The 25,785-nt window shown below is 73.2% G+C and carries 23 protein-coding genes and 1 pseudogene; 10 read left to right on the top strand and 14 right to left on the bottom strand.

Annotated features, from left to right (window positions below; all coding sequences use genetic code 11):
- Entirely contained in the window at positions 1-231 is a 231-nt protein-coding gene (locus tag AB0Q99_RS04570; protein WP_363568435.1) for a hypothetical protein, read from the bottom strand.
- Positions 232-733: 502 nt separating this feature from the next.
- On the opposite strand from AB0Q99_RS04570, the gene AB0Q99_RS04575 reads away from it, so the two are divergent.
- The 3 genes from AB0Q99_RS04575 to AB0Q99_RS04585 are packed head-to-tail and all read left to right on the top strand — an operon-like array spanning position 734 to position 4,781.
- Positions 734-2,878: a helix-turn-helix transcriptional regulator gene (locus AB0Q99_RS04575; RefSeq protein ID WP_363568437.1), complete on the top strand. Its 2,145-nt coding sequence runs from the start codon at positions 734-736 to the stop codon at positions 2,876-2,878.
- On the top strand, positions 2,875-3,879 hold the full coding sequence (locus AB0Q99_RS04580) for a hypothetical protein (RefSeq protein ID WP_363568439.1): 1,005 nt from the start codon (positions 2,875-2,877) through the stop codon (positions 3,877-3,879). The genes AB0Q99_RS04575 and AB0Q99_RS04580 overlap by 4 nt, the downstream gene beginning before the upstream one ends.
- On the top strand, positions 3,876-4,781 hold the full coding sequence (locus AB0Q99_RS04585) for a DUF6339 family protein (RefSeq protein WP_363568441.1): 906 nt from the start codon (positions 3,876-3,878) through the stop codon (positions 4,779-4,781). The genes AB0Q99_RS04580 and AB0Q99_RS04585 overlap by 4 nt, the downstream gene beginning before the upstream one ends.
- Here the strand turns inward: AB0Q99_RS04585 and AB0Q99_RS04590 are convergent.
- Complete coding sequence (locus AB0Q99_RS04590; RefSeq protein WP_363568443.1) at positions 4,706-6,040, bottom strand: DNA cytosine methyltransferase; 1,335 nt, start codon at positions 6,038-6,040, stop codon at positions 4,706-4,708. The two genes, AB0Q99_RS04585 and AB0Q99_RS04590, sit on opposite strands and share 76 nt — an antisense overlap.
- 11 nt (positions 6,041-6,051) lie before the next feature.
- The gene (locus tag AB0Q99_RS04595) at positions 6,052-6,528 is read right to left on the bottom strand and encodes a very short patch repair endonuclease (protein ID WP_363568444.1); all 477 of its coding nucleotides are present in this window, start codon (positions 6,526-6,528) and stop codon (positions 6,052-6,054) included.
- 338 nt (positions 6,529-6,866) lie between these two features.
- Here AB0Q99_RS04595 and AB0Q99_RS04600 point away from each other — a divergent pair, with 338 nt between their 5' ends.
- The gene (locus tag AB0Q99_RS04600; RefSeq protein WP_363569246.1) at positions 6,867-8,318 is read left to right on the top strand and encodes an APC family permease; all 1,452 of its coding nucleotides are present in this window, start codon (positions 6,867-6,869) and stop codon (positions 8,316-8,318) included.
- Positions 8,319-8,406: 88 nt separating this feature from the next.
- Entirely contained in the window at positions 8,407-10,044 is a 1,638-nt protein-coding gene (locus tag AB0Q99_RS04605) for an amidohydrolase (RefSeq protein WP_363568446.1), read from the top strand.
- An 88-nt stretch (positions 10,045-10,132) separates the two neighbouring features.
- Here AB0Q99_RS04605 and AB0Q99_RS04610 read toward each other — a convergent pair whose 3' ends face one another.
- Both AB0Q99_RS04610 and ilvE read right to left on the bottom strand, forming a co-directional pair.
- Positions 10,133-10,852, bottom strand: coding sequence for a TetR/AcrR family transcriptional regulator (locus AB0Q99_RS04610; protein ID WP_363568448.1), 720 nt, complete (start codon positions 10,850-10,852; stop codon positions 10,133-10,135).
- A 67-nt stretch (positions 10,853-10,919) separates the two neighbouring features.
- Positions 10,920-11,732, bottom strand: a pseudogene (ilvE, locus tag AB0Q99_RS04615) (branched-chain-amino-acid transaminase); the annotation flags it as partial.
- Positions 11,733-11,764: 32 nt separating this feature from the next.
- Here ilvE and AB0Q99_RS04620 point away from each other — a divergent pair.
- The 4 genes from AB0Q99_RS04620 (at position 11,765) to AB0Q99_RS04635 (ending at position 13,472) form a co-directional block, all read left to right on the top strand.
- The gene (locus AB0Q99_RS04620; protein ID WP_363568450.1) at positions 11,765-11,989 is read left to right on the top strand and encodes a hypothetical protein; all 225 of its coding nucleotides are present in this window, start codon (positions 11,765-11,767) and stop codon (positions 11,987-11,989) included.
- A 219-nt stretch (positions 11,990-12,208) separates the two neighbouring features.
- Positions 12,209-12,418, top strand: coding sequence for a hypothetical protein (locus AB0Q99_RS04625; RefSeq protein ID WP_363568451.1), 210 nt, complete (start codon positions 12,209-12,211; stop codon positions 12,416-12,418).
- Positions 12,415-12,879 (top strand): hypothetical protein, encoded by a 465-nt coding sequence (locus AB0Q99_RS04630; RefSeq protein WP_363568453.1) that lies wholly within the window; start codon positions 12,415-12,417, stop codon positions 12,877-12,879. The genes AB0Q99_RS04625 and AB0Q99_RS04630 overlap by 4 nt, the downstream gene beginning before the upstream one ends.
- A gap of 173 nt (positions 12,880-13,052) precedes the next feature.
- On the top strand, positions 13,053-13,472 hold the full coding sequence (locus AB0Q99_RS04635; protein WP_363568455.1) for a metalloregulator ArsR/SmtB family transcription factor: 420 nt from the start codon (positions 13,053-13,055) through the stop codon (positions 13,470-13,472).
- Between the two features lie 4 nt (positions 13,473-13,476).
- On the opposite strand, the gene AB0Q99_RS04640 is transcribed toward AB0Q99_RS04635, so the two are convergent.
- From AB0Q99_RS04640 to AB0Q99_RS04665, 6 genes are all read right to left on the bottom strand, one after another.
- A complete protein-coding gene (locus AB0Q99_RS04640; RefSeq protein WP_363568457.1) occupies positions 13,477-14,925 on the bottom strand; it encodes a nitrate/sulfonate/bicarbonate ABC transporter ATP-binding protein in 1,449 nt (482 codons plus the stop codon).
- An 18-nt stretch (positions 14,926-14,943) separates the two neighbouring features.
- Positions 14,944-16,833, bottom strand: coding sequence for an ABC transporter permease subunit (locus tag AB0Q99_RS04645; RefSeq protein ID WP_363568459.1), 1,890 nt, complete (start codon positions 16,831-16,833; stop codon positions 14,944-14,946).
- A gap of 65 nt (positions 16,834-16,898) precedes the next feature.
- The gene (locus tag AB0Q99_RS04650; RefSeq protein ID WP_363568461.1) at positions 16,899-17,513 is read right to left on the bottom strand and encodes a hypothetical protein; all 615 of its coding nucleotides are present in this window, start codon (positions 17,511-17,513) and stop codon (positions 16,899-16,901) included.
- Positions 17,514-17,566: 53 nt separating this feature from the next.
- Positions 17,567-17,998 carry a winged helix-turn-helix domain-containing protein gene (locus AB0Q99_RS04655; protein ID WP_363568463.1) on the bottom strand — a complete coding sequence of 144 codons (432 nt, stop codon included), beginning with the start codon at positions 17,996-17,998 and terminating at the stop codon, positions 17,567-17,569.
- 45 nt (positions 17,999-18,043) lie between these two features.
- Positions 18,044-18,340, bottom strand: a complete 297-nt coding sequence (locus AB0Q99_RS04660) for a hypothetical protein (protein ID WP_363568464.1) — start codon at positions 18,338-18,340, stop codon at positions 18,044-18,046.
- Positions 18,341-18,470: 130 nt separating this feature from the next.
- Positions 18,471-20,120, bottom strand: a complete 1,650-nt coding sequence (locus AB0Q99_RS04665) for an NRAMP family divalent metal transporter (protein WP_363568466.1) — start codon at positions 20,118-20,120, stop codon at positions 18,471-18,473.
- Between the two features lie 722 nt (positions 20,121-20,842).
- On the opposite strand from AB0Q99_RS04665, the gene AB0Q99_RS04670 reads away from it, so the two are divergent.
- Positions 20,843-22,144: a DUF3533 domain-containing protein gene (locus AB0Q99_RS04670; RefSeq protein ID WP_363568467.1), complete on the top strand. Its 1,302-nt coding sequence runs from the start codon at positions 20,843-20,845 to the stop codon at positions 22,142-22,144.
- Positions 22,145-22,214: 70 nt separating this feature from the next.
- Here the strand turns inward: AB0Q99_RS04670 and AB0Q99_RS04675 are convergent, their stop codons facing one another.
- The 3 genes from AB0Q99_RS04675 to AB0Q99_RS04685 are packed head-to-tail and all read right to left on the bottom strand — an operon-like array spanning position 22,215 to position 25,393.
- Positions 22,215-23,132 (bottom strand): LysR family transcriptional regulator, encoded by a 918-nt coding sequence (locus AB0Q99_RS04675; protein WP_363568469.1) that lies wholly within the window; start codon positions 23,130-23,132, stop codon positions 22,215-22,217.
- On the bottom strand, positions 23,133-24,071 hold the full coding sequence (gene fdhD / locus AB0Q99_RS04680; RefSeq protein WP_363568471.1) for a formate dehydrogenase accessory sulfurtransferase FdhD: 939 nt from the start codon (positions 24,069-24,071) through the stop codon (positions 23,133-23,135). It abuts the gene before it with no gap.
- Entirely contained in the window at positions 24,059-25,393 is a 1,335-nt protein-coding gene (locus AB0Q99_RS04685) for an MFS transporter (RefSeq protein ID WP_363568473.1), read from the bottom strand. The genes fdhD and AB0Q99_RS04685 overlap by 13 nt, the downstream gene beginning before the upstream one ends.
- Between the last annotated feature and the right edge of the window lie 392 nt (positions 25,394-25,785).

Consider the following 25,785-nt stretch of genomic DNA (forward strand, 5'->3'; position numbering starts at 1 on the left):
TCAGCGAGTGCGACGCATACCGAACATGACGGTGCAGCAGGTGCGGCGGACGGTGCGCCGACCGTGGCCCGGGTTCCGACGCGGGCGACGGGCCCGGGCGTCGGCGTCGCGAATGGCGTTCCGGTAGGAGGCGACCATGTCGTGGTCGATGTCGTACAGGTAGAGGTAGGCGCCCAGGGACTGCGGGTCGTCGTCGGCGATCCGGTCGTACAGGGAGACGATGGAACGCATGCGGTGGAGTGGGGAGTTCTTCGGGGACACCGAGGTACCTGCGCTTTCGCTTTTCGTGGACGTACGCGACGAATTGGTGCGAGGTGGTGCAGGAGGGAACGGGGCGCGCGGGAATGCACGGAATCCGCGAGGATTCCGGAGGCGGCCGAAAGAATTCCCCCCAAGGAAAGCATGACGTGCCCGGCCCTGTCCCAGGGCCGCTTCCTGTGGCGTCCGCCGTGGAAGTGGCAACCACCCTTCCATGGATTCCGGCGGCACGCAAGCCGGATTCCGACGGCATGCCCGCCCTGAAGAAATCGGGATTTCCTCGGACTTCCCGGGACGATTCGGGCGGACGGGAGGGGTTTCCCGGCTTTGTCTTTCGATCGCGTTCGACGCCTGTTCTCGCTGTGGGCGATACCTGTCAAAGGGTGGTTGACAAGGGGGTGTCGCTGTCAACAGCGATGCGGTAGCGTGGCTCCCACCTCGTGAAACAAGCCATGCGGAAGCAGGTGGGACGGACGTGAAGGCGGCTGAGGACTTCGGCCCCTGGCTGGCGCGCCAGCTCAGGAACGCAGGGAAGAGCCAGACGGACCTGGCGGAGGACCTCGGCGTGACCCGGGCCGCGGTCTCGGCCTGGATCGTGGGCCGTTCCGTTCCCCGGGACGACACCATCCGGCTGATCGCCGAGGTGCTCAACACCGACCTGGAGACCATCCACACCCGCAGCGCCGATGCCCAACTCGGTTTGCCCGTCCAGTGGTACCACCGGCCGGCCCATCGCGACGGCGGCCGCGAATACGGCAATGCCGCCGCGTTCGCCTTCGAGGCAGATGTCTCGGTGCTCGCCCGCGAGGCCACCCAGAACAGCCTGGACGCGCGCCTCGACCGGGCCGAGCCGGTCCGGGTCCGTTACACCCTGCACGAACTCACCGGCGAGGCCCTCGCCCGGTTCCGCGAGGCCATCCGGTGGGAGGATTTGCGCCCGCACTACGAGGCGCTCACCGCCGACGGCGGCAAGCAGAGCAAGGTCTCGCGCACGATCGCGGCCGGACTGCGCGACATGTACCAGCACGACCGGCTGGTACTCCTCCGGGTCGACGACTACAACGCCACCGGCCTGACCGGTGACGACTACGGGGACGGGTTGTTCGCCGCCGTCGTCCGTCGACAACTCGACAGCCACAAGCGGGACCTCGGCGCGGGCGGCTCCTACGGCCTGGGCAAGGCCACCCTGTGGGCCACCAGCCGGCTCGGCCTGGTGCTGGTCAACTCCACCCTCTCCGAACCCCACGAGGGCCGCACCGAGCGGCGCCTCATCGGCCGGCTCGACCTGCCCTGGCGCGAGGTCGACGGCCGGGCGTGTGCCGGTCCGGCCTGGTTCGGACGCCCCGACCCGACGACCGAATCCGGGGAGGTGGTCCGTTCCTGGTGGGCCGACGAGGAGGTCGTCGAAGGGCTCCATCTCACCCGTGACAGTGCGGCTCCCGGTACGTCCTTCCTCATCGTCGGCGCCCATGACGTGGCCAGCCTGGTGTCCGTCAACGGTGCCGCGGACGAAGAGGAGAACACCGAGGACGACGACTCGGTCCACCGCATGCACGCCCGGCTGGTCGACGCACTCGGCCGCAACTTCTGGGCCGCGATGACCGGGGGCGGTGACCACAAGCCGCACCTGGAGGCGTCCGTCCGCACGTACCGCAACGGCGAGGTGCTCATTCCCGAGGAGCACGTCGACCCGTCCGTCGCGCAACCCTCTCGTACCCGCGCCCTGCGGTCCTTCTTGGAGGGGGGCACCGTCGATCGGCTCACCGGCCCCGGCCAGGTCGCCCGAGCCACCGTTTCGCTCAACGTGCCCCTTCACGGAGGTCAGGTGCGCGGTGGTGTGCCGCACGAGGCGGTGGTCCTGGTCACCGGCGCCGAGGACGCCGACGGTCGTCCCAACCGACTGGTCTCCATGCGGGGCAACCGCATGACCGTCAAGGACACTGCCGTCACCAACATCCCGGTCGGCACCAACCCCTTCCAGGCCATCCTCCTCACCGGCCGAGCCGCGGGCCCGGACGCCGCGGGCGCCGAGGCCGCCGAGGAGTTCCTCCGGGCGTCCGAACCGCCGGAGCACAACAAGTGGGGGCAGACGGAGGAGCTGCGCCTCTCCTACTCGCCCTCCGCCCACCGGCGCATCGCCGTTCTGACCGCCGCGGCGAACACCGCCGTGCGCGACCTGGTGGCCCTGCCCAAGGCCAAGCGCCGCAACGGGGGGGAGGCCAAGATCGCCGGCCGGCTCAAGGTGGGTGGCGGTACGAAGAAGGCGCGTCCGGCCGTGGTCTCGGCCCTGCCCGAGCTGGACAACGTGGACGCGCTGATCGACGAGACGGGAGCCTGGTCGGTCACCGTCGATCTCCGGGTGCCACCCGGGGTGGACACGGACCGTCCGGTCACACCGGTCGCCAAGTTCGACGTGCGCTCCGGTCCACGCCCGGCCGCCCCCTGGAAGGACCTCGTCGCCGTCAGTGGCTGTGAGGTCGTCGACGGGGCCCTGCAGTTGTCGCCGGGAAGTCGCAAGGCAGTCTTCCGGGGTGTGACCGACGTGTCCCGTCACCCGGTCCGGGCCCAACTCACCGGACTCGTCGTCGAACTCCGCAGTGGAAAGGGGGAGCGGGCGTGAAGGTCTACCCCTACCGGCGGCTCACCGGCAACGTGTCCTGGCGCGTCGACAGCGCCCAGCTCAAGGCCGAGGGCGAGCCCTGGGACGACGTGGAGAGCAAGTACCTCTCCACCGTCGAGCGGGTCGTCGCCCTCGGACCGGACGAGGACCGCCCCGACTGGGCCCGGGCCCGGCTCCGCCTCTCCGCCGAACTCCCGGCCAAGGCCCTGGACCCGTCCGGGCCCTGGCAGAACGTCAAGGCCGTCGCGGTCCTGACCGAGCGTGCCACCAACACCCGCACGACGGCGGAGTTCTCCGCGGTCTCCGAGGACGGTCGCGCGCGGACGGCCGAGCTGTACCTGTACCGGTGCGACCTCCTCGACCGCGCCTCCCTCACGGTGCACGTCGTGGCGACCGTCGACGGCGTGCCCGGTCGGGTGATCGCCACCTCCGACGTGGAGTGGTTCGTCGACGTGATCGAGGCGGTGCCCTCGCTCGCCCGCGAACTCGACGTCAAGATGGTCAGGTTCGGGTCCGGAGCGAGCCGGCTCCAGCGGTTCAAGGACTCGCCCTGGCTGGTCGACACCACCGGCCGGATCCCCGCCGTGCGTGTCAACTCCGACTTCGACGGGCTGGGCGACCTGATCGGCGCCGACGGCGGCAGCGGCCCGGAGAAGACAGTCCGGGAACTCCTGCTCGCCCAGATGTGCTCCGAGGTCTGGACGGCCGTCTTCCACTCGGCGGTCGGCGACCTGGAGGTCGAGGAGGACGGCACTCCGGTGTTCCCGCACGGTTGGCAGGGCGAGGTGCTCCGGGAGATGCTCCCGGACGTGTACTCCGACCGCCCGCCGGAGGACGCCCTGCGGGCGGTCCACACGGCTCGCACCGAAGCGTCCGCCGCCGGATGGGGGGAACTCCAGTCCCGGATCCACTACGCGGCCTCCCGGCGGGCCGGTGTCCCCCGGACGCTCTCCACCACCATCCTCGACCTGGAACGCCTCACGCAGGGGGACGACGCATGACCGGCCGGCCCGATCACCTCCCGGAGCGGCTCGGCCTGCTGTCCGGCGCCGAGGCCGCGGACTTCGTCACCGAGGGTCTGCTCACCGGCCGCGAGAACGTGCCGGGCATCAGGCTCGACCGGGTCACCGAACCGCTCCCGCACGCCGACCGGCGCGGGGAGCTGCGGCCCGTCCGGGACCTGGTCGAGGACGCCATGGCCTACTGCCGGACCAACGGGTTCAAGCCCCCCCAGGCCGACGCCTGGCTGGCTCCCCGGCTGCACGCGGCCCTCCGACTCACCCGCCGCGAGGCGGCCGCCGCCGGCTTCTGGAACCACCTGGCCCTCGGCGTGGCCCCGGACTACGTGGTCTGGCGGCACTTGGCCGAGCCCAAGGACGGCAAGGCGGCCAGGGTGGCGGCCGACCGCTTCCGGGGGCCGTACCACAAGCAGGCCTTCTCCCGTCTCTGGTGGGCGGCCGAGCTCTTCCGTGACGGCCCGGACTACGGCCCGGTGGTCACGGCCTGCGGCAACCAGGACATCCTCAACACCGCCCTGCGCATGTCCGTGATCAACCACCGGCCGACCGCGCAGGCGATCGTCAGGCTGGTCGCGAAGGGCGAGGTCTCCACCGGTCGCGGCGTCAACGCCCTGGTCGGAGCCGTCAACGCCTCCGCCGCCACGCTGATGTACGACGTGATCGCACCCGACCACCCCGAGCGTGACCCCCGTCCCCTGCTCGACTGGATCGACGAGGCCGAGACCGCCCGCCAGGTGTCACGGAACGTGCTCCCCACCGGCCCCGACGAGGAACCCGCGCCGGAGCTTTCGGTAAGCACGCTCGCGGACTACTTCGCCGACCTCTTCGCGGACGCGCCGGTCCGGGGGCGGGAGGACTCGGAAGAAGCCGAGGAGGAGGCCTGATCCTCGGGCTTCGGGCAGTCGGGGCCGCAACCGTCCGGAGCCTCGCAGCCCTCGGTGCGGAGCTTCTCGTAGTTCTTCCCGTTCCTGTCGAGCCGGCCCCAGTCCTTCCGGAGCTTCTCCTCCGGGGGGACCGGCAGGCCCAGTGCCGCCGCCAGCACGTGCATGCCGAACAACGGGGGTACGGCATTGCCCACCTGCTGGGACTGGTTGCCGCCGGCCCAGGGGTAGTCGGGCGGGAAGGTCTGGAGATTGCCGGCCTCGGCGATGGTCAGGCGGTCCGGGTGGAGCGGTTCGCCGTTCGGGTGCCGCCGGACGGCGTTGCGCGAGACCTTCCCGGTGACGGTGAACGACGGCTGCTTGAACGTCCGCACGCCGCGATTCCTCGGATCGCCGCCACTGCCGTAGTTCGACACGATCTCGAAGGGGTCCTTCCGGCTCGCGAGCACGTCCCCCATCGCGACCCAGGGACTGAGCGGCGTGGTGGTCCCGTCCACCGGCAGCGCGGTCTGGGCGTCGTCGGGGCCGCCCTGCTCCGGCTTGCGCGGGTTGAAGACGTGGTGGGTGGGGACGGGGAGCGGAGGAACGCCGTGACCGGCGAGCCGTGCGATCAGGATCGTGCGGCGGCGGGTCTGCGGGACCCCGTACGCCTCCGTGTGCAGGGTCTTGACCTCGGCGACCTCGTACCGGACCGGCGTTCCGTCCTCCCGGGGCAGGCCCTTCTCCAGCGCGTCCTTGTAGACGTCCCAGAGCGCCTTGACCGCGGGGACCTGCTCCAGGACGATCACGTCGAACGGCCGCCCGTCCCGGTTGGGGCAGTCGAGGGCCTTGATCGCGTACCGGAGCGGTTCCAGGACCAGAGCGGTCCGGGGATCGCCGCCCATCTCCTCCAACCGCTCGTCGATCTCCTTCTCGCCGACCCCGTCCACCAAGTGGTGGATGAGTTCCTTGACCTTCTCCAGGGCCTTGCGCCCCGCGCCGCTCCCGGCCACCGAGTAGGTCTGGCACGGCGGACCGCCGGCCAGGACGTTCAGATCCGCGGGAAGCTTCTCGAATCGCGTCCGCCGGACCTCGCTGACGTCCGCGTGCCACGTCCTGAGCCCGGCCGCGTAACGCGTCTCACAGGCGTCCTTGTCCCACTCGATGCCGAGCGACTCCACGTCGAGCATCCTCGCGGCCACGTCGAGACCGCCCGGACCGGCGAAGAGGTCCAGAACGTGCGGTTTCACAAGGAACGAGGCGGCTGCGTCCGAGCTGGTCATGTGGCCAGAGTCTAGCCGGCGACGTAAGGAGCGACGTACCCGGTCGTCGCTTCCGCAGCGCTCCGCCCGTGCCTCGGCCGTCGCTCGTCGATCAGGGCGGTGATCCGCTCGGCGGCCTCGACGGCGCTCTCGTGCTCCCACACGCGGACCGACAGCCAGCCGGCCTCGGCGAGGCGGGCATCGGTGTCCCGGTCCCGGGCGCGGTTCTTCTCGATCTTCTCCCGCCAGAAGTCGGCGTTGTTCTTGGGCCAGGTCGCGTGCTCGGGACAGCCGTGCCAGAAGCAGCCGTCGACGAAGACCGCGACGCGCGCCGGACCGAAGAGGATGTCGGCCTCGCGTCGCATGCCCTTGAGCGGCTTGCGGTGCACGCGGTAGCGGAAACCGGCCGCGAACAGGGCTTTGCGGAGAGTGACCTCGATGCCCGTGTCGTGACTGCGCTGCTTGCTCATCCGGGCACGGATCTTCGGGGTGGTCTCCAAGGACGGCATGACCCCATTGTGGCGCCGGGGTCCGACAGGAGCCCCACGACGGCGCCGGCTCCCGTCGTGGGGCGCGGCCCGGCGCCCCGGGTGGGTCGGTCGGGCGAGGGCGGCGACCCTTATGACAACAGCATTGACGTGTTGCGAGGGCCGGCTGTTTCATGGCTCGCACTTCCCGCGCGCACCGCCCCTCCGGTACGCGGCGTCCCTCCGGTGCGCGCGGCCCCCACGCGCATGTGTGCCCCCACGCACGTGCACCCCACGACCGAGGCGGTGATCCGTTGGCATCGACGGTGAAGGACACGGGCGGCGGCCCGAGAACGGACGCGGGCGGCTCCCGCGTCGTGATGCGCAGGTCGCTGGGCCTGCTGGACGGCGCGGCGATCGCCGCGTCCAGTACGGCCGCCACCAGCAGCATCGGGATCGGCCTGGGCCTGATGGCCGGGGTGGTCGGCGCGCACCTGCCGGCGATCATGCTGCTGGCCTTCCTGCCCGTGCTCGCGATCGCGGGCGGCTACGGGCGGCTGAACGCGGTGGAGCCGGACGCCGGCAGCAGTTACCGGTGGGTCGGGCGCACCCTCAGCCCCTGGCTGGGGTTCCTCACCGGGTGGGTGAACACGGTCGGCACGGTGGTGTTCATGGCGTACACCACGACCGTCACCGGCTCCTCGATCGTCCAACTGCTCGACGAGGCGCACGTGCGCAGCGTCGCGGGCCTGCGGCTGGACGCGGACTCCACCGTCCAGTGCACCCTGCTCGGCCTGGTGATCCTGGTCGGTGCCGCGCTGGTCGCGGTGCGCGGCCTGGACACGGCCGCCCGGCTGCAGAAGGCGCTGCTGGTGTTCGAGTACGCCGTGCTGCTCGGCTTCTGCGGGTACGGGCTGTTCGCGGGCGACCAGCCGTTCTCGGCACAGTGGTTCGACCCCTTCGACATCCCCTCCTTCGACGCCGTCGCGCAGGGCATGGTGCTGGCCGTGTTCTGCTACTGGGGCTTCGAATCGGTGTTCAGCGTCGGCGAGGAGGTGCGCGACCCGCGTGACGCCTCCCGGGGCGGCACCCTGGCCCTGGTGGTGATGCTGCTGCTCTTCCTGCTGGCCGGCACCGCGTTCCAACGGGTTCTGCCGATGGACGAGTTGGCCGACAACGGCGCGCACGGGCTGACCTACTTCGGCACCAGGCTCGCCCACCAGCCGCTCGCCGCACTGCCGTTGGTCGCGCTGATGTTCTCCGCGGTGGCCTCGCTGCAGTCCTCGGTGATCCCGACCGCCCGCGGGATGTACGCGATGGGACGCGACCGGGTGCTCGGCCCGGTCTGGACCCGGCTGCACCCCCGGCACGCCACCCCCGCCGTCGGCACCCTGCTGATCACCGGCGTCGCCGTCGCCCTGGCCCTGGCTTCGATCGCCATCCCGACCGTCAACGACCTGATCTCGGCGGCCGTCAACGCGATCGGCATCATCGTCGCCCTCTACTACGCGCTGACCGCGATCGCCGCGGCCGTCCGGTTCCGCGGGCTGCTGCGCACCGACCCGGCGGAGGGACTGCGCGCGGTGGTCGGCCCGCTGCTGGGCGCGGCGGCGCTGCTCGCCGTCGGCGGCTACCTCGCCTGGAGCTTCTACGACTCCGCCGACCACTTCGAACTGTCCGCCGACAACGGGTGGTTCGAGCTGACCGTGGTGACGCTGATGGTCGTCACCGGGCTGCCGGCGGCGGCCTGGGCCCGCTGGCGGCGGCGCTCGCCGTACTTCCTGGCGGGCCCGGGGAAGCGGGGCGACGCTGGAATCGCGGAAGCGCGTTAGGAAGTACGTGAGTTGCGCGGCGGGACGCGCACGGGAATCCGAGATCCGAGATCCGAGATCCGAGACACGCGAGAACGGAGCACCACCCATGACCGAGGCCGATCTGGTCTTCACCCACGGCCCCGTCCACACCGGTGACGCCGCCCGGACGAGGGCGAGCAGCCTGGCCGTCGTCGGCGAACGGATCGCCGCCGTCGGGCACGACGAGGTCCGGGAGCTGATCGGGCCGAAGACCGAGGTCGTGGACCTCACCGGCAAGCTGCTGCTGCCCGGCTTCCAGGACGCGCACATCCACGCGGTTTACGGCGGAACGGAGTTGGCGGCCTGCGACCTCACCGGGACGGTCGGCGTGGCCGACTACCTGGGGCGGATCCGGGCCTACGCGCGGGCGAATCCCGGGCAGGAGTGGATCACCGGCAGCGGGTGGTCGATGGAGAGCTTCGAGGGCGGCCTGCCGACCCGGCAGCTGCTCGACTCCGTCGTCCCCGACCGGCCGGTGTACCTGACCAACCGGGACCACCACGGCGCCTGGGCCAACACCCGGGCGCTGGAACTCGCCGGCCTCACCCGGGACACCCCCGACCCGGCCGACGGGCGGATCGAGCGCGAGGTCGACGGCACCCCGAGCGGCATGCTCCAGGAGGGCGCCACCACGCTGGTCGCCCGCCTGGTGCCGCCCTCCACCGCCGCCGACCGGCTGGACGGGCTGCTGCGCGCCCAGCGGCTGCTGCACTCGCTCGGCATCACCGGCTGGCAGGACGCGCTGCTCGGCGAGTTCAACGGCCAGCCGGACCCGTCCGACGCCTACCTGACCGCGGCCCGCTCCGGCGCGCTGACCGCCCGGGTGACCGGCGCGCTCTGGTGGCAGCGCGACCGGGGCGCCGAACAGATCACCGAACTCGTCCGGCGACGAGCGGAGTTGAGCCACGGACGGTTCCGGGCCGGCTCGGTGAAGATCATGCAGGACGGCATCGCGGAGAACTTCACCGCCGCGATGACCAGCCCCTACCTGGACGGCTGCGGCTGCGCCACCGCCAACTCGGGCCTCAGCTTCGTCGATCCGGACGCGCTGCGCGGGTACGTCGCCGAACTGGACGCGCTCGGCTTCCAGGTGCACTTCCACGCGCTCGGCGACCGGGCCGTCCGCGAGGCGCTGGACGCGGTCGAGGCCGCCCGCGCCGCCAACGGGCGGCGCGGCGCCCGGCACCACCTCGCCCACCTCCAGGTGGTCCACCCGGACGACCTGGCCCGCTTCGCGCGGCTCGGTGCGATCGCCAACATCCAGCCGCTCTGGGCGGCCCACGAGCCGCAGATGGACGAGCTGACCATTCCCTTCCTCGGCCCGGAACGCGCCGCCTGGCAGTACCCGTTCGGCGACCTGCAGCGCGCGGGCGCCACCCTGGCGGCGGGCAGCGACTGGCCGGTGAGCAGCCCGGACCCGCTGGCGGGCCTGCACGTGGCGGTCAACCGAATGGAGCCGGCGGCCACCGACGGGCGGGTCTTCCTGCCCGAGCAGCGGCTCGACCTGGGCTCCGCTCTCGCCGCCTACACGGCCGGGTCCGCGTACGTGAACGGGCACGACGACGCGGGGGTGCTGGCGGCCGGGATGCTCGCGGACCTGGTCGTGCTCGACCGGGACATCCTCTCCGGTCCGGCCGGGGAGATCGCGGACGCCCGGGTGCTGCGGACCTACGTGGGAGGGGAGTTGGTGCACGCGGCGGACTGAGCCGGGGGCGGGAGCCGGGGGCGGCCGTCCGCGGCCGTCCGCGGAGGTCAGCCGCCGTCGGCCTCGCCCGCCGCGTCGCGCCCCGGGCTCAGCCCGCCGCCTCGACCGCGGACGCTCGGAGGCGGGCCTCGGCCGCGTCGAGGAGCAGGTCCAGCGCGTACGGGTAGCCGCTGCGGCGCATGTCGGTGGTGAGCAGCTCGGCGGTCGCGGCGATGTTCGGGTGGGTGGCGGCGTCGAGCCGGGCGTAGGAGGCCTGCCAGACCTGGAGGTCGGCGGCCGCCGCGGCGGCGGGGAGGGCGAGCGCGGCGGCGTCCAGGGCGGCGAAGCCGAGGCTCTGGTCGACGAAGGCGTGGTAGAGGCGGACGGCCTCCCGGTCCGGGAAGCCTGCGGTGCGCAGGATGCCGAGGATGGCCTCGACCGCGGTGGTCTCGTGCACGCGGCCGGTGGTCCGGTGGGCGGCGAGCAGGGCGGCCTGCGGGTGCGCCTGGTAACTGGCGTGGATCCGCAGGCCCATGGCGCGCAGGTCGGCCCGCCAGTCGCCGGTGGGCTGCCAGCCCTGCCGGGCGCGGCCGATGAGCTCGTCGGCGACGGCGAGCAGCAGGTCGTCGGTGCTGTGGAAGTAGCGGTAGACCGCGCTCGGGTCGGCGCCCAGCGCGGCCCCGAGCCGCCGTACGGTGAGCGCGTCGGCGCCGTGCTGTCCGATCAGCCGGATCGCGGTGTCGACGATCAGCTCGGCGGAGAGGACGACGCCCTGCTTGGTGGGGCGCCGGCGCCTCCGCTGCGGTTCGGGGATCACACGGTCGGCCATGCGCCCAGGCTACGTCAACGGGGTTGACGTACAGAAGGGGTAGGGCGGGATCGGGACGGGTCCGGGGTCAGACCACCCGCCGCAGCCAGCCGTACCGGTCCTCGGCACGCCCGTACTGGATGTCCAGCAGGTGCCCGCGGATGTCGAGCGTGTACTTGCCGGGCGCACCACCGCCGATGGTGAACCCGTGACCCTCGCCGTTCGGGCCCTCGCCCTTCAGCGCGACGATCGGGGTGAGCACCGCCGCGGTGCCGGCCGCGAACACCTCGGTGACGGTGCCGTCGGCGGCGCCGGCGCGCAACTCGGCGAAGGTGACGGCGCGTTCGACCGGAGTCAGGCCGAACTCGGTGGCCAGGGTCAGGACCGAGTCCCGGGTGACGCCGTCCAGGATGGTGCCGAGCCCCGGGGTGACCAGCTCGCCGCCCGAAGTGACCAGGCACAGGTTCATCGTGCCGGACTCCTCCAGGCCGCCCTCGCCGCCGGTGTCGTCCAGGAACAGCACCTGGTCGCAGCCGTGCCGCCGCGCCTCGAGCTGCGCCGCCAGGCCGGCGGCGTAGTTGCCGCCGCACTTTGCCGCGCCCGTGCCGCCCCGCCCGGCCCGGGTGTACCGGCCGCTGACCCACAGCGTGATGCCGGTGACCCCGCCGGAGAAGTACGGCCCGGCCGGGGTCGCGATGACCGGGTAGACGACCTCCTCGGCGGGCCGCACCCCGAGGAAGGCCTCCGAGGCGAACATGTACGGCCGCAGGTAGAGGCTCGCCTCGCCCCCGGAGCCCGGCACCCACGCCTCGTCCGCGCGGACCAGCCCCTCGACGCTCGCGAGGAAGTCCTCCTCCGGCAGCACGGGCAGCGCGAGCCGCTCGGCCTTCGAGGGGCTGAAGGCCTACCGGCACGCCGACGGCGGCGTCCGGCATGGCCAGCGGCGAGACCGTCGATCACCTCTCCTGCCAGGGCCGGGACTTCCCGGTCCGGACGTGGTACTCGATCGAGGCCGAGGGCGTGCCCCGCACCGTCTACACGATCGTCATACCGCGAAGCCTCCAGGGCGAGTACCGGGTGGCCGTCCGGCGGGACGGTGCGGCGGCGGAGGACCGGCTTCCCCTCGCCATGGACAAGGTGAGACCCGTGCAGTGCTGAGCGGCTGAACCGTGAGCGTGGCGGTTCCCCTCCCTCGGAACCCGCGCGAACAGGGCGGTTCCCCAAGGGAATCCCTGGATCCTGTGTCCGTTCCGCGCAGATCGGGCGGGTTGTGCGACCACCCCTCCACGTCGGTGTTCAGGCCCGGGGCGGGCAGCCCAACCGCCGCTAGGCTGAACGCCGTTCCACGGAGGGGCGAGCGGCGATCGGGGAAGACGCATGGGCGGCGACGGTGCCGGGGCGGGGTCCAGCGCCCATCCGGACAGGCTCGGGGACGCGGGCGGCCAGCTGATCACGGCCGGCCCGGACCTGGGCGCGGTGAAGGACGGGGGCGCCGGCGACCTCGCGTACGCCGTCCACGACGCCCCGCGGCTGTCCGCGCCCGCCGTCCTGGCGCTGCCGGTCACCCACCGGGAGGCGAGCGCGTGACGTGGCGTCGGATCCTGATCGCGGCGGTCGCCCTGCTGGCCGTCGCGGGGGTGGTGGGCGCGGTGGTGGTCCAGCTGATGACCACCGGCACGCTCGACCACGGCACGGTGTTCACCTCGACCTCCGGTGAACTGGCTGTCAAGCCGGGTGAGTTGTTCTCCGTCGAGGTCGGCGCCCACCGGGTGACCGGCCAGATCTGGACGCTGGCGGACCCGGCTCCCGACCAGGCCGCCGAATCGGCCGCCGTCCGGGCCGTGGGCGACGAGTACGTGAAGAACGTCGGCCTCGGCGATCTCCTCGGCGCCACCGGGTCCGCGGGCTCCGGCGGCCGCTACTACTTCGTCTTCCGGGCCGGCCCCGACCCGGGCCGCGCCACCATCACCCTGCGCAGCCCCAACCACGTCGTCCACCCGGGCGCTTCCGACCAGGACGAGCGGCACTTCACCGTCGACGTGCGCTGAGCCGTCCTCGGGGACTCCGAGCCCGGACCCGGGGTGGGGTTGCTCCGGCGCCGCCATCGGGACGTATGGGGGTGTGCGGGCGGGCGCAGGAAGTCGGCGGGGCCGACTTCTCGTGCGGACGGGGTCCGGACGGGGCCGAGGTGGGGCCGGGGCGGCGTCGGTACGATCGGTGTATGGGTGGTGCGGACGAAGAGGCCTGGGACTCCGAGGCGACGGAGCGGGCGGTGGCGGTGCTGAAGGCGGTGGCCGACCCGTCCCGGTACCGGCTGCTGTGGGCGCTGAGCCGGCGGGAGTTGCCGGTGAGCGAGCTGGCCGAGCTGCTGGGGGCGCACGTGGCGGCGACCTCGCAGCACCTGGCGAAGCTGCGGGCGGCGGGGCTGGTGGTGGCGCGCCGGGAGGGGACGCGGATCTTCTACCGGGCCACCGAGGTGCGCGGCCTGCTCACCGAGGCCGCGCTGATCGCCAACGACCTGCCCTCCCGCCGCGACGGCGGCGACGACGGCTCGGCCCCGGCCGGGGCGACCGCGCCGCAGCCCTTCGCCCGCGCCGTCCGGGCGGTGCGCCGCCGTCCCGCGACCGGCCAGGCCGGCTGAGTCCTCAGCGGGCCGGGGGCGGCGGGTCCAGCCGGTACTCCTGCCGGTCGGCGTCGTACGCGAAGAGCCCGGCGTAGCGCCCCCAGTCGGTGGCGGTCTCCAGTTGCCGGTCGGCCCGGTCTCCGGTGTGGTGGCGGGCGAGCAGGTCGCGGAGGAAGCCGGTGCGGACGGTGGCGCCGGGCCGGTCGCCGAGGCTGTTGGTGATCAGCCTGATCAGTGGGACGTCGAGGGCGGCACCGGCGAAGACGGCGCGGGCGTCCTGCGGGTCGGCGTCGGCGAAGGCGGCGCCGTCCGGGGTGAGCACCAGGTCGTCGCCGTGGACGGCGGCGAGGCCGAGCAGGTCCAGGGCGTCGACCTGGGGGAGCAGGTCGTCGATGTCGAGGCCGAGTTCGTCGGCGAGGTCGACGAGGTCGCAGCGCCCGCCCCGGTGGGCGATCATCGCGGCGAGTCCGGAGAGCCCGTCGACCGTGGCCGTGGGCAGCGGGGTGTTGGCGACCGTACGGCGTTCGGGGCGGTGGACGTCGTCGGCGTCGCTGATGTCGCCGACGCCACTGATGCCGTCGGCGTCGCCGGCGTCGTACGGACCGTCGCCGGAACGGCCGGTCGGGCGGGGGTCCTTGGGACGGCCGGTCATGATCCGGTAGACCCGGTCGACCAGTTCGTCGAAGGCGGCGGAGTCGCGGTCGCGCGGCCGCTCCAGGCCGACCTCGACGGTCTCCCGGATGACGCCGTGCGGGCGGGTGCCGAGGACGACGACGCGGTCGGCCATCAGCACCGCCTCCTCGATGTTGTGGGTGACCAGGACGACGGCCCGGGTCGGGAACTGGCCGGAGTCCCAGAGCTCCAGCAGCTCGCCGCGCAGGTGTTCGGCGGTGAGGACGTCGAGCGCGGAGAACGGCTCGTCCATCAGCAGCACGTCGGGCTCGACGACCAGCGCCCGGGCGAAGCCCACCCGTTGGCGCATGCCGCCGGAGAGTTCGCGGGGGTAGGCGGACTCGAAGCCGGTCAGGCCGATCAGGTCGATGGCCTGGGCGGCGGCCCGGGCGCGTTCGCGGGGCGGTACCCCGCGTGCCTCCAGGCCGAGTTCGACGTTCTGCCGGACGGTCAGCCAGGGCAGCAGGGCGAAGGTCTGGAAGACCAGCGCGGTGCCGGGGTTGGCGCCGGTGAGCGGGGTGCCGCGGTAGCGGACGGTGCCGGAGCCGGGCGGCAGGAGCCCGGCCAGGCAGCGCAGCAGGGTGGACTTGCCGGAGCCGGAGCGGCCGAGCAGCGCGACGATCTCGCCGGAGCGGACGGTGAGGTCGATCCCGGAGAGCACGGGCAGTTCGCCGTCGGCCCCGGCGTAGGCCTTGGTGAGGCCGACGGCCTCCAGCAGCACCTCGTCGCCCTCGGGCGGCGGGGTGGGAACGGCCCGGCGGGCCGTCGGTGCGGCGGCACGGGAGAAGGGGAGGCGCATCGGCGGGGTTCTCCGGGACTAGAGCGAGTAGCGGCGTTCGGCCAGCCGGTACAGCCGGCGCCAGAGCAGGCGGTTGAGGGCGACCACGTACAGGCTCATCACCGCCACGCCGGCGAGCAGGTGCGGGTGGTCGCCCCGTTCGGTGGCTCGGGCGATGTACGCGCCGAGGCCGGTGGCGGTGAGCGTGGTGCCGCCGAAGGTGACCACCTCGGAGACGATGGAGGCGTTCCAGGCGCCGCCGGAGGCGGTGATGCCACCGGTGACGTACGCCGGGAAGACGCCGGGGATGATCAGCCGGCGCCAGCGCTGCCGACCGCGCACGCCGAGGTCGTCCATGGCCTCGCGCAGGTCGGTGGGGATGGCCATGGCGCCGGCGATCGCGTTGAAGAGGACGTACCACTGGGCGCCGAGGGCCATCAGCAGGATGCCGCCGACGTCGATCGACAGGCCGGTGCGCAGCAGCAGCCAGACCGCCAGCGGGAAGAGGAAGTTCGCCGGGAAGCTCGCCAGCACCTGGACGACGGGCTGGGCGATCCTGGTCAGCCGGGGCGAGAAGCCGATCTTCACCCCGATCGGCACCCAGACGACGGTGGCCACCACGAGCAGGACGACGACCCGGGCGAGGGTGGCCAGGCCGAGCAGCAGCGGTTCGCCGAACACGCCGAGGCCGGTGCGGTCGGTGAGGTAGCGGCCGAGGTCGACCAGGCCCCAGAGCACGATGCCGCCCGCGACGACGGCGAAGACGATGTCCCCGGTCCGCTGCCGGGCGGGGTGGCCGGCGTGGGCGGGGTGGCCGTGGTGCCTGGTGCCGTGGTCGGTGCCGAACAGCCGTCCGGCCCGGTTGAGCGCCTGCCCGACGGGGTGCAGCGCCCGGCCGAGCAGGGCGGGCAGGTGCGAGCGGCGCAGCAGGTCGAGGACGACGGAGCGCTGGACCGAGGCGGCCTCGGACTGCTCGTTGCGGAAACGTTCGGCCCAGGCGGTGAGCGGCCGCCAGAAGAGGAAGTTGACGCCGACCACCAGCACGACCATGGTGGCGATCGCCCAGCCGACCCGGCCGAGGTCCCCGGCGGCGATGGCCGCGCCCGCGTACGAGCCGACCCCGGGCAGCGCGTACCGCTGGTCGTCGACGCTGATCGCCTCGGAGGCGACCAGGAAGAACCAGCCGCCGCCGAAGCTCAGCATGCCGTTCCAGACCAGGCCGATCATGCCGGAGGGCAGCTCGACCTTCCAGAACCGCATCCACCGGCCGAACCCGAACGAGCGCGACAGTTCGTCGAGTTCGGGCGGCAGCGAGACCAGCGCGTGGTAGAACGCGAAGGTCATGTTCCACGCCTGGGAGGTGAAGATGGCGAACACGGCGGCGCATTCGAGGCCCACCATCGAGCCGGGGAAGAGGGCCAGGAAGCCGGTCACCGCGACGGTCAGGAAGGCGAGCACCGGCACCGACTGCAGGATGTCCAGCGCCGGGATCAGCACGCGTTCCAGGCGGCGGCTGCGGGCGGCGGCGTAGGCGTAGCCGAAGGTGAAGACGATCGAGACGGCGAGCGCGGCGAACATCCGCAGCAGGGTGCGGGCCGCGTCGTACGGCAGCCGGGCGGGGTCGGTGTCGACGACGGCGTCCCGGGCGGTGGCGAACCGGACGGTGGTGTCCCGGCCGAGCCGCAGTCCGGCGTAGAGCAGGACCAGGACGGCGGCCGCGACGACCACGTCCACCCACAGCCCCCGGCCGAGGTGGCCGGGGCGAGCGGGGCGGCGGGGGCGAGCGGGGCGGCCGGGGTGGCCGGGGTGATGGGTCGTGCGGGAGGCGGAGGCGGGCAGCGGTCCCCGGGTCAGGACCGCGGTCGGGTCCGGGGTCGGGTCCCGGGCGGGGTCCGGGTTCGGGCCCGGGGCGGGCTTCGGCAGGGTCATGGTGGTACCTCCGGCGCAAACCCCGGCAGTCTGCTCCGTTCGTACATCCGTGTGCAAATGGACCTCTACGTCCCGGGCGTGGGGCGGTTCCGGGCGGCGGTGACCAGGAGCCGGGCGGTCGGCGTCGGCAGGTCCAGGTGGTGGGCGATCCAGTGCGGGTCGTGGCCGTGGGTGGCGAACATCCAGGCCGTGTAGAGCCGGTTCAGACCGGGAGCGCCGGGGGCGAGCAGCAGCGGGCGGACCTGCTCCATCGGGAAGCCCTCCAGCGAGCGGGCGCTGAACCACTGGGCGTCGTCGTCGCCCGGCGCGGTTGTCCTGCCCCGCGCGTCGCAGGCCTCCTGGGCGTTGCAGGCGTTCCGTGTGTCCCGGGCGTCCCGTGCGCGCCGCTGGTTCGCCCGGCCGGCCGCGCCCGCCCGCCGCCGGCTGGTGGCCAGCAGCAGGGCGAGCAGCAGTCCGGCGACCGAGGCACCGATGAGCGCGCCGGACAGGAAGAGCCGCAGCGGGCCGGGCGCGACGCCGACGGCGAGGCACTGGAGGGCGATCACGAGCAGGACACCGGACAGCGCGGTCGCCCTGCCGCTCCGGGGAGGCTTGCCGGTCCTGAGGGGCTTGCCGGTCCGGGGAGGCCTGGCGTTCCGGGAGAACAGGGCAGTCCGGGGGAACAGGGCGGTGCGGGTCATGGCGGGGTCCTCCTTCGGCGGTACCGGGAGTGGGCGTGCTCGGGCGACGCCGTTCAGGCGGCGCGGGCCAGCCGGGGGTCGTACTTGTAGCCGATCTGGCGGACGGTGGCGATCGCCTCCCGGTGTCCGGGGCCGAGCTTGCGGCGGATCCGGGCGATGTGGGTGGCGACGGTGCGGCTCTCACCGGTGTCCGGGCGGCCCCAGACCGCCTCCATCAACTGGCGGCGCGAATGCACCCGCAGCGGGTTGCCGACCAGGTGTGCGAGCAGTTCGAACTCCAGGTAGGGCAGCGGTGTGAGCGGGTGGCCGTCGACGATGACGGTCCGCTGCTCGGTGTCCACCACGAGGCCGGTCCCGGTGGCGGTGCCGGAGCCGGTGCCAGCGCCGGTGACGATGGTTGCGGTGCCGGTGGCCGCGGTGCGCCGGACCGGGGCGGGGGCGTGATCGGAGAAGACGGCGTCGAGCCTGGGACGGCGTACGACCATGGCGATGCTCCCTCGATGGGTTGGGGGCGGGACGGGGCGGGTCGGTCAGCGGGCGGGGTGCCAGGTGGCCTCCAGCCGCGTGGTCCCGTCCGGGGCGGTGGCGGTCCGCCAGCGGGCCCGCATCCCGCTCGTGCGGCGGCTGCCCGCGTGCCCGCCCGCCGGGCCGCGGGTCGGGGCGCCGGTCGGGGCGATTGCCGGTGCGGCGGTGGCCTGGAGGACGGTGTTGTCCAGCGGGCTCGCTGCCAGCCGTCGGCCGACGGCGGTGAGGGCGGCGAGGACGGCGCGGGGCCGGCCCCGGTCGGTGGACGGACGGTCGGGTCGGAAAGCGGCGACGATGGTCATGGCAGGTCACCTCCGTGACGGTTCGGCGGCTGTCGCTGATGGCGGGCGGCGGCGGGCGGCGGGCGGCGGACAGGGCGCGGGGCGGCGCGGGTGGTCGCGGGCGGGAGCCCGACGACCCGAACCCAATGGCTCAGTGGCTCAGCGCGGTCTGGATGATCTTGATGATCACCATCACCATCGCCACCAGCAGATAGGCCCGCAGGGCGCCCATGCCGACCTTGCGGGCGGTGGACAGGACCGGCTTCTCCAGGGTCTCCAGCGGGGGCATCCGCCAGTCCGCGCGGCCGGTGCGGTCGACGGGGTCCTCCTTGGTGGCCGTGCGGCCGGAGGTGAAGGAGTACCCGGCGACCAGGACGCCGGCGACGCCGCAGCCGGCCATGATCCAGAGGATCGCCTCGGAGCTGATGTCCGGCCAGACCACGGCCGCGGTGAGGACCATCGAGAGCGTCACCAGGACGCCGACCACCGCCGAGGTGAAGGCGTTGGTCCTGGGACCGTTCACCCAGGGGCCGAGCACCGCCCTGTCGTTGCAGAGCAGCAGCAGGAAGACGGTCGCGGAGGGCAGCAGCACCCCGGCCAGCACCTGCACGAACTGCGTCATCAGGCCCTGCGTGTAGTCGGTGGACAGCAGGGTGATCGCCGCGGCCGCGACCACCAGGCCCGCGTAGACCCCGTAGAAGCCCTTGGCGCCCTTCACCCCGCGGTGCAGCGAGTGCTTGATGCCGAACACGTCTCCGATCGCGTACGCGGTGGAGAGCGAGACGGCGAACGCGCCGATGATCGAGGCGTCCAGCAGCGCGATCGCGAACAGCACCCCGGCGACGTGCCCCGCCTTGGCCTCGATGCCCCGGGCCACGGCGGCCGCGTCCGAGAACTGCCCGAAGCCGTCGGTGCCGGCGAACGCGGCGGCGGTGAAGCCCGTCATGGCGGCCGCGCCGACGATCACGATCACGATGCCGATCCACAGGTCGGCCTTCTCGTAGGTCATGAAGCGCGGGGTGATCCGCTTGTCGATGACGTACGACTGCTGGAAGAACAGCTGCCAGGGGGCGACGGTGGTGCCGACGATCGAGATGATCACCAGCATCACGGCGGCGAGCTGCCCCGAGCCGCCGGGCACGGTGGGCGTCACGAAGTCGTGTGCCATCTGCGAGGTCTTCGGGTGGACCAGGAGGTAGATCGGCACCAGCAGCAGCGAGCCGACGCACAGCGTCACCGCGACCCGCTCGAAGCGCCGGAACGAGCCGGTGAACGCGGAGGCGACGATGATCGTCGCGGCCAGCACCACCGAGGCCGCCTTGGGCAGTCCCAGGTAGCCCGCCGCGAGCGTCACCCCGATGAACTCCGTCACCAGCGTCAGCGCGTTCAGCAGGAACAGGTCGATCACGCTGAACGCGCCCCAGAACCTGCCGAACCGTTCCAGGATCAGCCGGGCGTGCCCGACCCCGGTGACCGCGCCCAGGCGCAGCACCATCTCCTGGTTCACGTACAGCACCGGGACCAGCATCAGCAGCGTCCACAGCAGCTGGGTGCCGTAGTTCTGGCCCGCCTGCCCGTAGGTCGAGAAGGCGCCGGCATCGTTGTCGCCGACCATCACGATCAGTCCGGGCCCGACGATCGCGAGCAGGGTCTTCAACCGGGCCGACAGTCCCCGGCGCGGCGCGGTGTCATCGAGGCGGACGGTGCCGAACGCGCCCTTGATGTCGCCGACGTGGGCGTCGTCGAGGACCGCCGGGCGGGGCGTCGACACCGTGGGGTCGAGGGTGGCATGCGTGGTCATGAGTTCCTCCCATGGGCCCCGTGCGGGCGGGGCGGGTCGGAGGCGCGCGGCAGTGCTTCCCCGCAGGTGGGCGCGACGCATCGGCGCGCGGCGGTCCGCCGGTCATGAGGTGCTCTCATGGGGTGGCCTCATGAGACGTGCTCATGAGTCGCGCTCATGCGTGCGCCTCATGAGGCCGGGCCATGAGCAGGTCTCATGAACCGGTCCCATGAGCGCGGCTCATGGGCCAACCCATGAGCAAGTCTCATGAGCTCGACCATGAGCGCGCCTCATGGCGCGCGAACGGGCATGGCGAAGCCGCGTGCTGGATCGACGCGTCGTCAGAGCGACGAGCAGGGAAGGTCGTTACCGCGTGCCGGAGGTGTGCGAGGGCAAGCGGGGGTAGGGGCAACTGTGGCCCGGACTACTGCATTCCATGTCTCTCGCCTCCTCCCGGCCGGCGCACCCCGTGGTGCGAGTCATCGACGCGGCAAGGAGTTCACCGGTCCGCGCGACGCGACCACCGGTTCACCCCAACTCGTCAGAGCTTAGCCCCGGCGAAGGCCGATACTTGCGCACTTGGTTAAACCTTTACCTTTCCGTCGAGCGGTGCCGCGGTGCCGCGGTGCGCCGCCCGGGCTGCGCCCACCCGGGTGACGCGGGTTTGACCGTCCGGCCGCCACGGAACGACTTCCCGCCGTACCGGCAGCGGCACCAGGCCGGGCCCGGACCCGAGGGGTGGCATGGCGACCGAAGGTTCCCAGGAGGCTCCCCGGCAGGCACGAGCACTGGCGCTCGCCCGGCACCCGAAGCTGTGGCTCTTCCCGACCGTCCTGTGCGGCCTGCTGGCCGTCGTGCTCTCGCTGCTCTACATGGGCGGAATCGTCAACCCGACCGGGCACCTGCACCGGCTCCCCATCGCCCTGGTGAACGCGGACCGGGGCGCGCCGCCGCCCGGGCAACCGGCGAACCTCGGCACCCAGCTGGCCAAGGCGATCGTGGCCGGCACGCCCGACAGCACCGTCGACTGGCGGCAGGTGGACGAGGCCGGGGTGCGCGAGCAACTCGCCTCCGGCAAGGTGTACGGCGCGCTGGTCGTTCCCGAGGACTTCACCGACTCCGTCACCGCGCTGGTCACCGGCGGCGCCACCGCGCGGCCGACCGTGACCGTGCTGACCAACCCCGGCCTGGGCAGCCTCGGCTCCTCGATGGCCGCGCAGATCGCCCAGAACGCCGCCCACCAGGCCTCCCAGGCGGCCGGCCGGGAACTGCTCGCCGCCGTCCCGCCCGCGACCACCCCGGGCCCGGACGCCGGCGCCACCGCGCGTCTGCTGCTCGCCGACCCGTTCGCCGTCGCCACCCAGGTCGGCCACCCGATCGGCAGTCACAGTGGGCTCGGCCTGAGCGCCTTCTACTTCACCCTGCTGGCCGTGCTGACCGGCTTCATCGGCGGCAACATCATCCACAACGGTGTCGACGGCGCGCTCGGCTACAGCGACAGCGAGATCGGCCCCTGGCACACCCGTCGCCCGACCGTCCCGATCAACCGCACCCAGACCCTGCTGCTCAAGATGATCATGACGGCCGGGATCATGCTGATCACCACCTCCCTGGTGATGTTCGGCGCGGTCGGCGTCCTCGGCATGGACGCCCCGCACCAGCCGATGCTCTGGCTCTTCACCTACTGCGCCAGCCTCGCCGTCGGCCTCGGGGTGCAGGCGATCAACGCCGCGTTCGGCGGCATCGGGCAGCTGGTGTCGATGTTCGTCTTCATCGCGCTGGCCCTGCCCTCCTCCGGAGCGACCGTCCCGCTGCAGGCGGTGCCCGGCTTCTACCGCTTCCTGAGCGTCTTCGAGCCGATGCGCCAGCTCAGCGACGGCATCAGGGCGATCCTGTTCTTCGACGCCCGGGCCGACGCCGGGCTGGCCCGGGGCTGGATCATGATCGCCATCGGCGTGGTGCTGGCCCTGCTGTTCGGCTTCGGCATGACCCGCTACTACGACCGCAAGGGCCTGCACCGCTGGACGCCCCAGCCGACCGACTGAGCCGACCGGCCGTGCCGCTACCCGGCGGCGCGGCCGCCCGACGGACCGGCCGGCCCTGCGCGACGAGCGGCTACGCCCCCGGCAGGCTGCCGAGCACGGCGGCGACATCCGTCCGCCGGGCGACGTCCAGCAGCGCGCGGGCCATCACCGACCCCGGCTCCCGGGCCGCGATCACCAGGCCGATCGGCGCGCTGTGCACCGGCTCCACCAGCAGGACGGCCTGCATGCCGGGCGGCACCCCGAACACGTGCAGCCAGGCGTACGGCACGACGCTCGCCCAGTGCCCGGTCCGCACGTGCGCGAACAGCGAGGCCACCGAGTCCGTCTCGACCCGCGGGGTCGGCTCCAGCCCGAGGCCCGCGAACACCTCGTCCAGCACCCGCCGGCCCTGCATGCCCGTGTGCAGCAGGCACAGCGGCAGCCGGGAGGCCTCCGCCCAGGTCGCCCTCGGGTGGCGGGCCGGCCCGTCGGCCAGGCTGGTCAGCAGGACGTAGCGCTCCTCGTACAGGGGGAGCGTGCGCAGGTCGTCGGCGCCCGGCCCGGGCAGGTAGGTGATGCCCGCGTCGATCTCGAAGTTCCTTACCTGGCGCAGGAGTTCCTCGGACCGCAGGTCGGTGGACAGTTCCACGGTGGCCAGCGGGTGGGCGGCGCAGAGCGGTCCGGTGAGCAGTGGGACGGCGCCCGAGGCCGTCGGCACCGAACCGATCCGCAACCGTCCGCTCAGACCGGTGCGCAGCGCGTCCACCTCGTCCCGCAGGGCGTCCCGGTCGGCCAGGATCCGCTGCGCCCACAGCACGATCCGCTCGCCCTCCGGGGTCAGGCCCTGGTAGGCGCGGCCGCGTCGGACCAGCAGCACCTCCAGCTCGTCCTCCAGCTTGCGGACGGCCTCGGAGAGGGCGGGCTGGGAGACGTGGCAGGCCTGGGCGGCGCGGGAGAAGTGGCGCTCCCGGGCGAGGGCGACGAGGTATTCGAGCTGGCGGAAGAGCATCTACCCGGCCTCCGGCGCGCTGGTGTCGGCCGTCTCCGCCCCCGTCGTCCCGGTCCCCCCGTCGGCGCCGGCACCAGCGCCAGCGCCAGCATCAGCACCGGTTCCGGTGCCGGCACCGGTGTCCAGGCGGTCGGTGCGGGTGTACACGTTCATCGAGTCGCCGCGCAGGAAGCCGACCAGGGTCAGGCCGGTCTCCTCGGCCAGGTCCACGGCCAGCGAGGAGGGTGCGGAGACCGCCGCGAGCATCGGGATGCCCGCCATCACGGCCTTCTGCACCAGCTCGAAGGACGCCCGGCCGCTGACCATCAGCACCGTGCCGCGGGCCGGCAGCAGGCCCTCGCGCAGGGCGTGCCCGACCACCTTGTCCACGGCGTTGTGCCGGCCGACGTCCTCGCGCAGGCAGAGCAGCCGCCCGTCGGTGTCGAACAGGCCGGCCGCGTGCAGGCCGCCGGTGCTGTCGAAGACCTTCTGGGCGGCGCGCAGCCGGTCGGGCAGGGCGGAGAGCAGCGCGGGGGTGACGCGCAGCCCGTCCCCGGCGACGCTCCAGGGCGCGGTGGTGCGCACCGCGTCCAGGCTGGCCTTGCCGCACAGGCCGCAGGAGGAGGTGGTGTAGAAGTTGCGCTCCAACGAGGCGTCGGGCGCGGGCACCCCGGGGGCGAGGACGACGTCCACGACGTTGTAGGTGTTGCCGCCGTCGGCGGTGGCACCGGCGCAGTAGCGGATCCCCGCCACCTGGTCGGCGGCGTGCAGCACGCCCTCGCTGACCAGGAAGCCGGCCGCCAGGTCGAAGTCGTTGCCGGGGGTGCGCATGGTCACCGTCAGCGGGCGCCCGCCGACCCGGATCTCCATCGGCTCCTCGGCGGCCAGGGTGTCGGGGCGGTGCGTGGGCGTGCCCTGGCGCAGGCGCAGCACTCTGCGCGGAACGGTCACTCGGCCCATGGTCGTCGGCTCCTCGGCGGGATGGTGGCGGACTCTACGAGTGAATCCTCGCGCGTCCGGCGGGTGAGCTGCGCCGCGAGGGCCGGTTCGGGCAGGTGACGGCGGCTGTGCGCGGCCGTGACGGCCAGGCAGAGCACGCCCACCGCGGCCATGCCGGTCAGCAGCGCCGGGCAGGAGACGTGACCGGCCGTTCCGGCGAACAGCAGCGGGGTGAGGAAGCCGCTGGAGGTGGTGCTCTGGTAGAGGGAGGCCGCGGTCGGGCCGACCGGGCCGACTTGGCCGACCCGGCCGACCGGCCCGGAGGGCGCGCGCGTCAGCCGTTCCACCTCGTGCAGCCCCGCGCCGAGCGTCAGCCCGTACCCGGTGCCGAGGACGACGGCGGCCGCGAGCACCAGTCCCACCGAGTCGCGCTCGGCGGCCAGGGCGCCGAGCAGCAGCCCGGCGATCACCGTGGCCATCGCGGTGAGGGTGGCCCGGGCGCTGCCGTGGTCGTCCAGCCGGGCCGCGAAGGGCTGGGCGACCACGCCCGCGGCGAGCGTGAGCGCCGCCACCAGGCCGCCGAACAGCGGCGCGTGGCCGGGGACGCGGTCGGCGACCAGCGGCGGCAGCACGACGTACGCCACCGTGGCGGAGCCGAGCACGGCGGGGCTGGCGGGAAGGACGACGTAGCGGAAGCGGGGGTGCCGGACGGCCGTGCGGTGCCCGTCGCCCCACCCGGCCCGAGGGATCGGGTGCGGGCTCGGGCTCGGGCTCGGACTCACGCCGAGATCCGGTGCGGTGTCCGGCAGGCGGCGGGTGGCACGCAGCACCAGCAGGCAGCCGAGTGCATGGGCGAGCGCGGGCAGCGCCATCGGGTCGGGCAGCCACTCGGCGAGCACCCCGGAGGCCAGCGCGCCCGCCGAGAAACCGGCCCCGGTGGCGTACACCGCGCGACGGGCCGTGACCGCGGGCGGCACGGACGGGCCGGACAACTCCCGCAGCCACGCCGCCCCGGCCAGGAACACCAGACCGGCGGCGAAACCGGTGGCCGAACGGGCGGCGAACACGGCCGGCTCGTCCGCCACGGCCAGGACGGCGCTCGCGGCGGCGGACAGCACCAGCGCGCCGCGCACCACCCGTCGACGGCCGTAACGGTCGGCGGCGGCGCGGCCCAGCAGCAGACCGGGGACCAGCCCGACCAGGTAGACCGAGAACATGGCGGCCAGCGACAGCGGCGACCAGTCGGTGCGCGCCCGGTACACGGTGGCCAGGGCGGTGAACTGGTTCGCGCCCCAGGCGGCGACGGCCACGGCGGCCGCGGCCGGGAGCCAACGGGTGGGCATGTGCGTGCTCTGCTCTCTCGTCCTCACGGACGGTTGCGCTGTTCCCCGGGCGGTCGCCCGCCTCCCTCAGCCGACCCGCTTCGGGGGCGGGGGCCGGAGGCCTGGGGCGGCGTGCCGGAATGTTCGCGGGACGATTCGGCGGTGGCCCGGCGGGAAACAGTCCCGGTGGGACACAGCCCCGGCGGCTATCTGCTCGGCGAGGCATTCGGCGCCGTTCTCGCAGAATTCGCTGACGTGTCAATTCCGGGATTCTGCCCCTTCACGAAGGGGCACGACAGTCGAAAACCCGGCCTGACTGGTGGTGCGGCCCGGGAATGCCGACGGCCCAGGTCCCGGGCGGGGTCGAGGCCGGGCCGTCAACCGGGGCGTCGATGATGACCACGTGCCGCGCC

The organism is Kitasatospora sp. NPDC086791, assembly GCF_040685975.1.
GTDB lineage: Bacteria > Actinomycetota > Actinomycetes > Streptomycetales > Streptomycetaceae > Kitasatospora.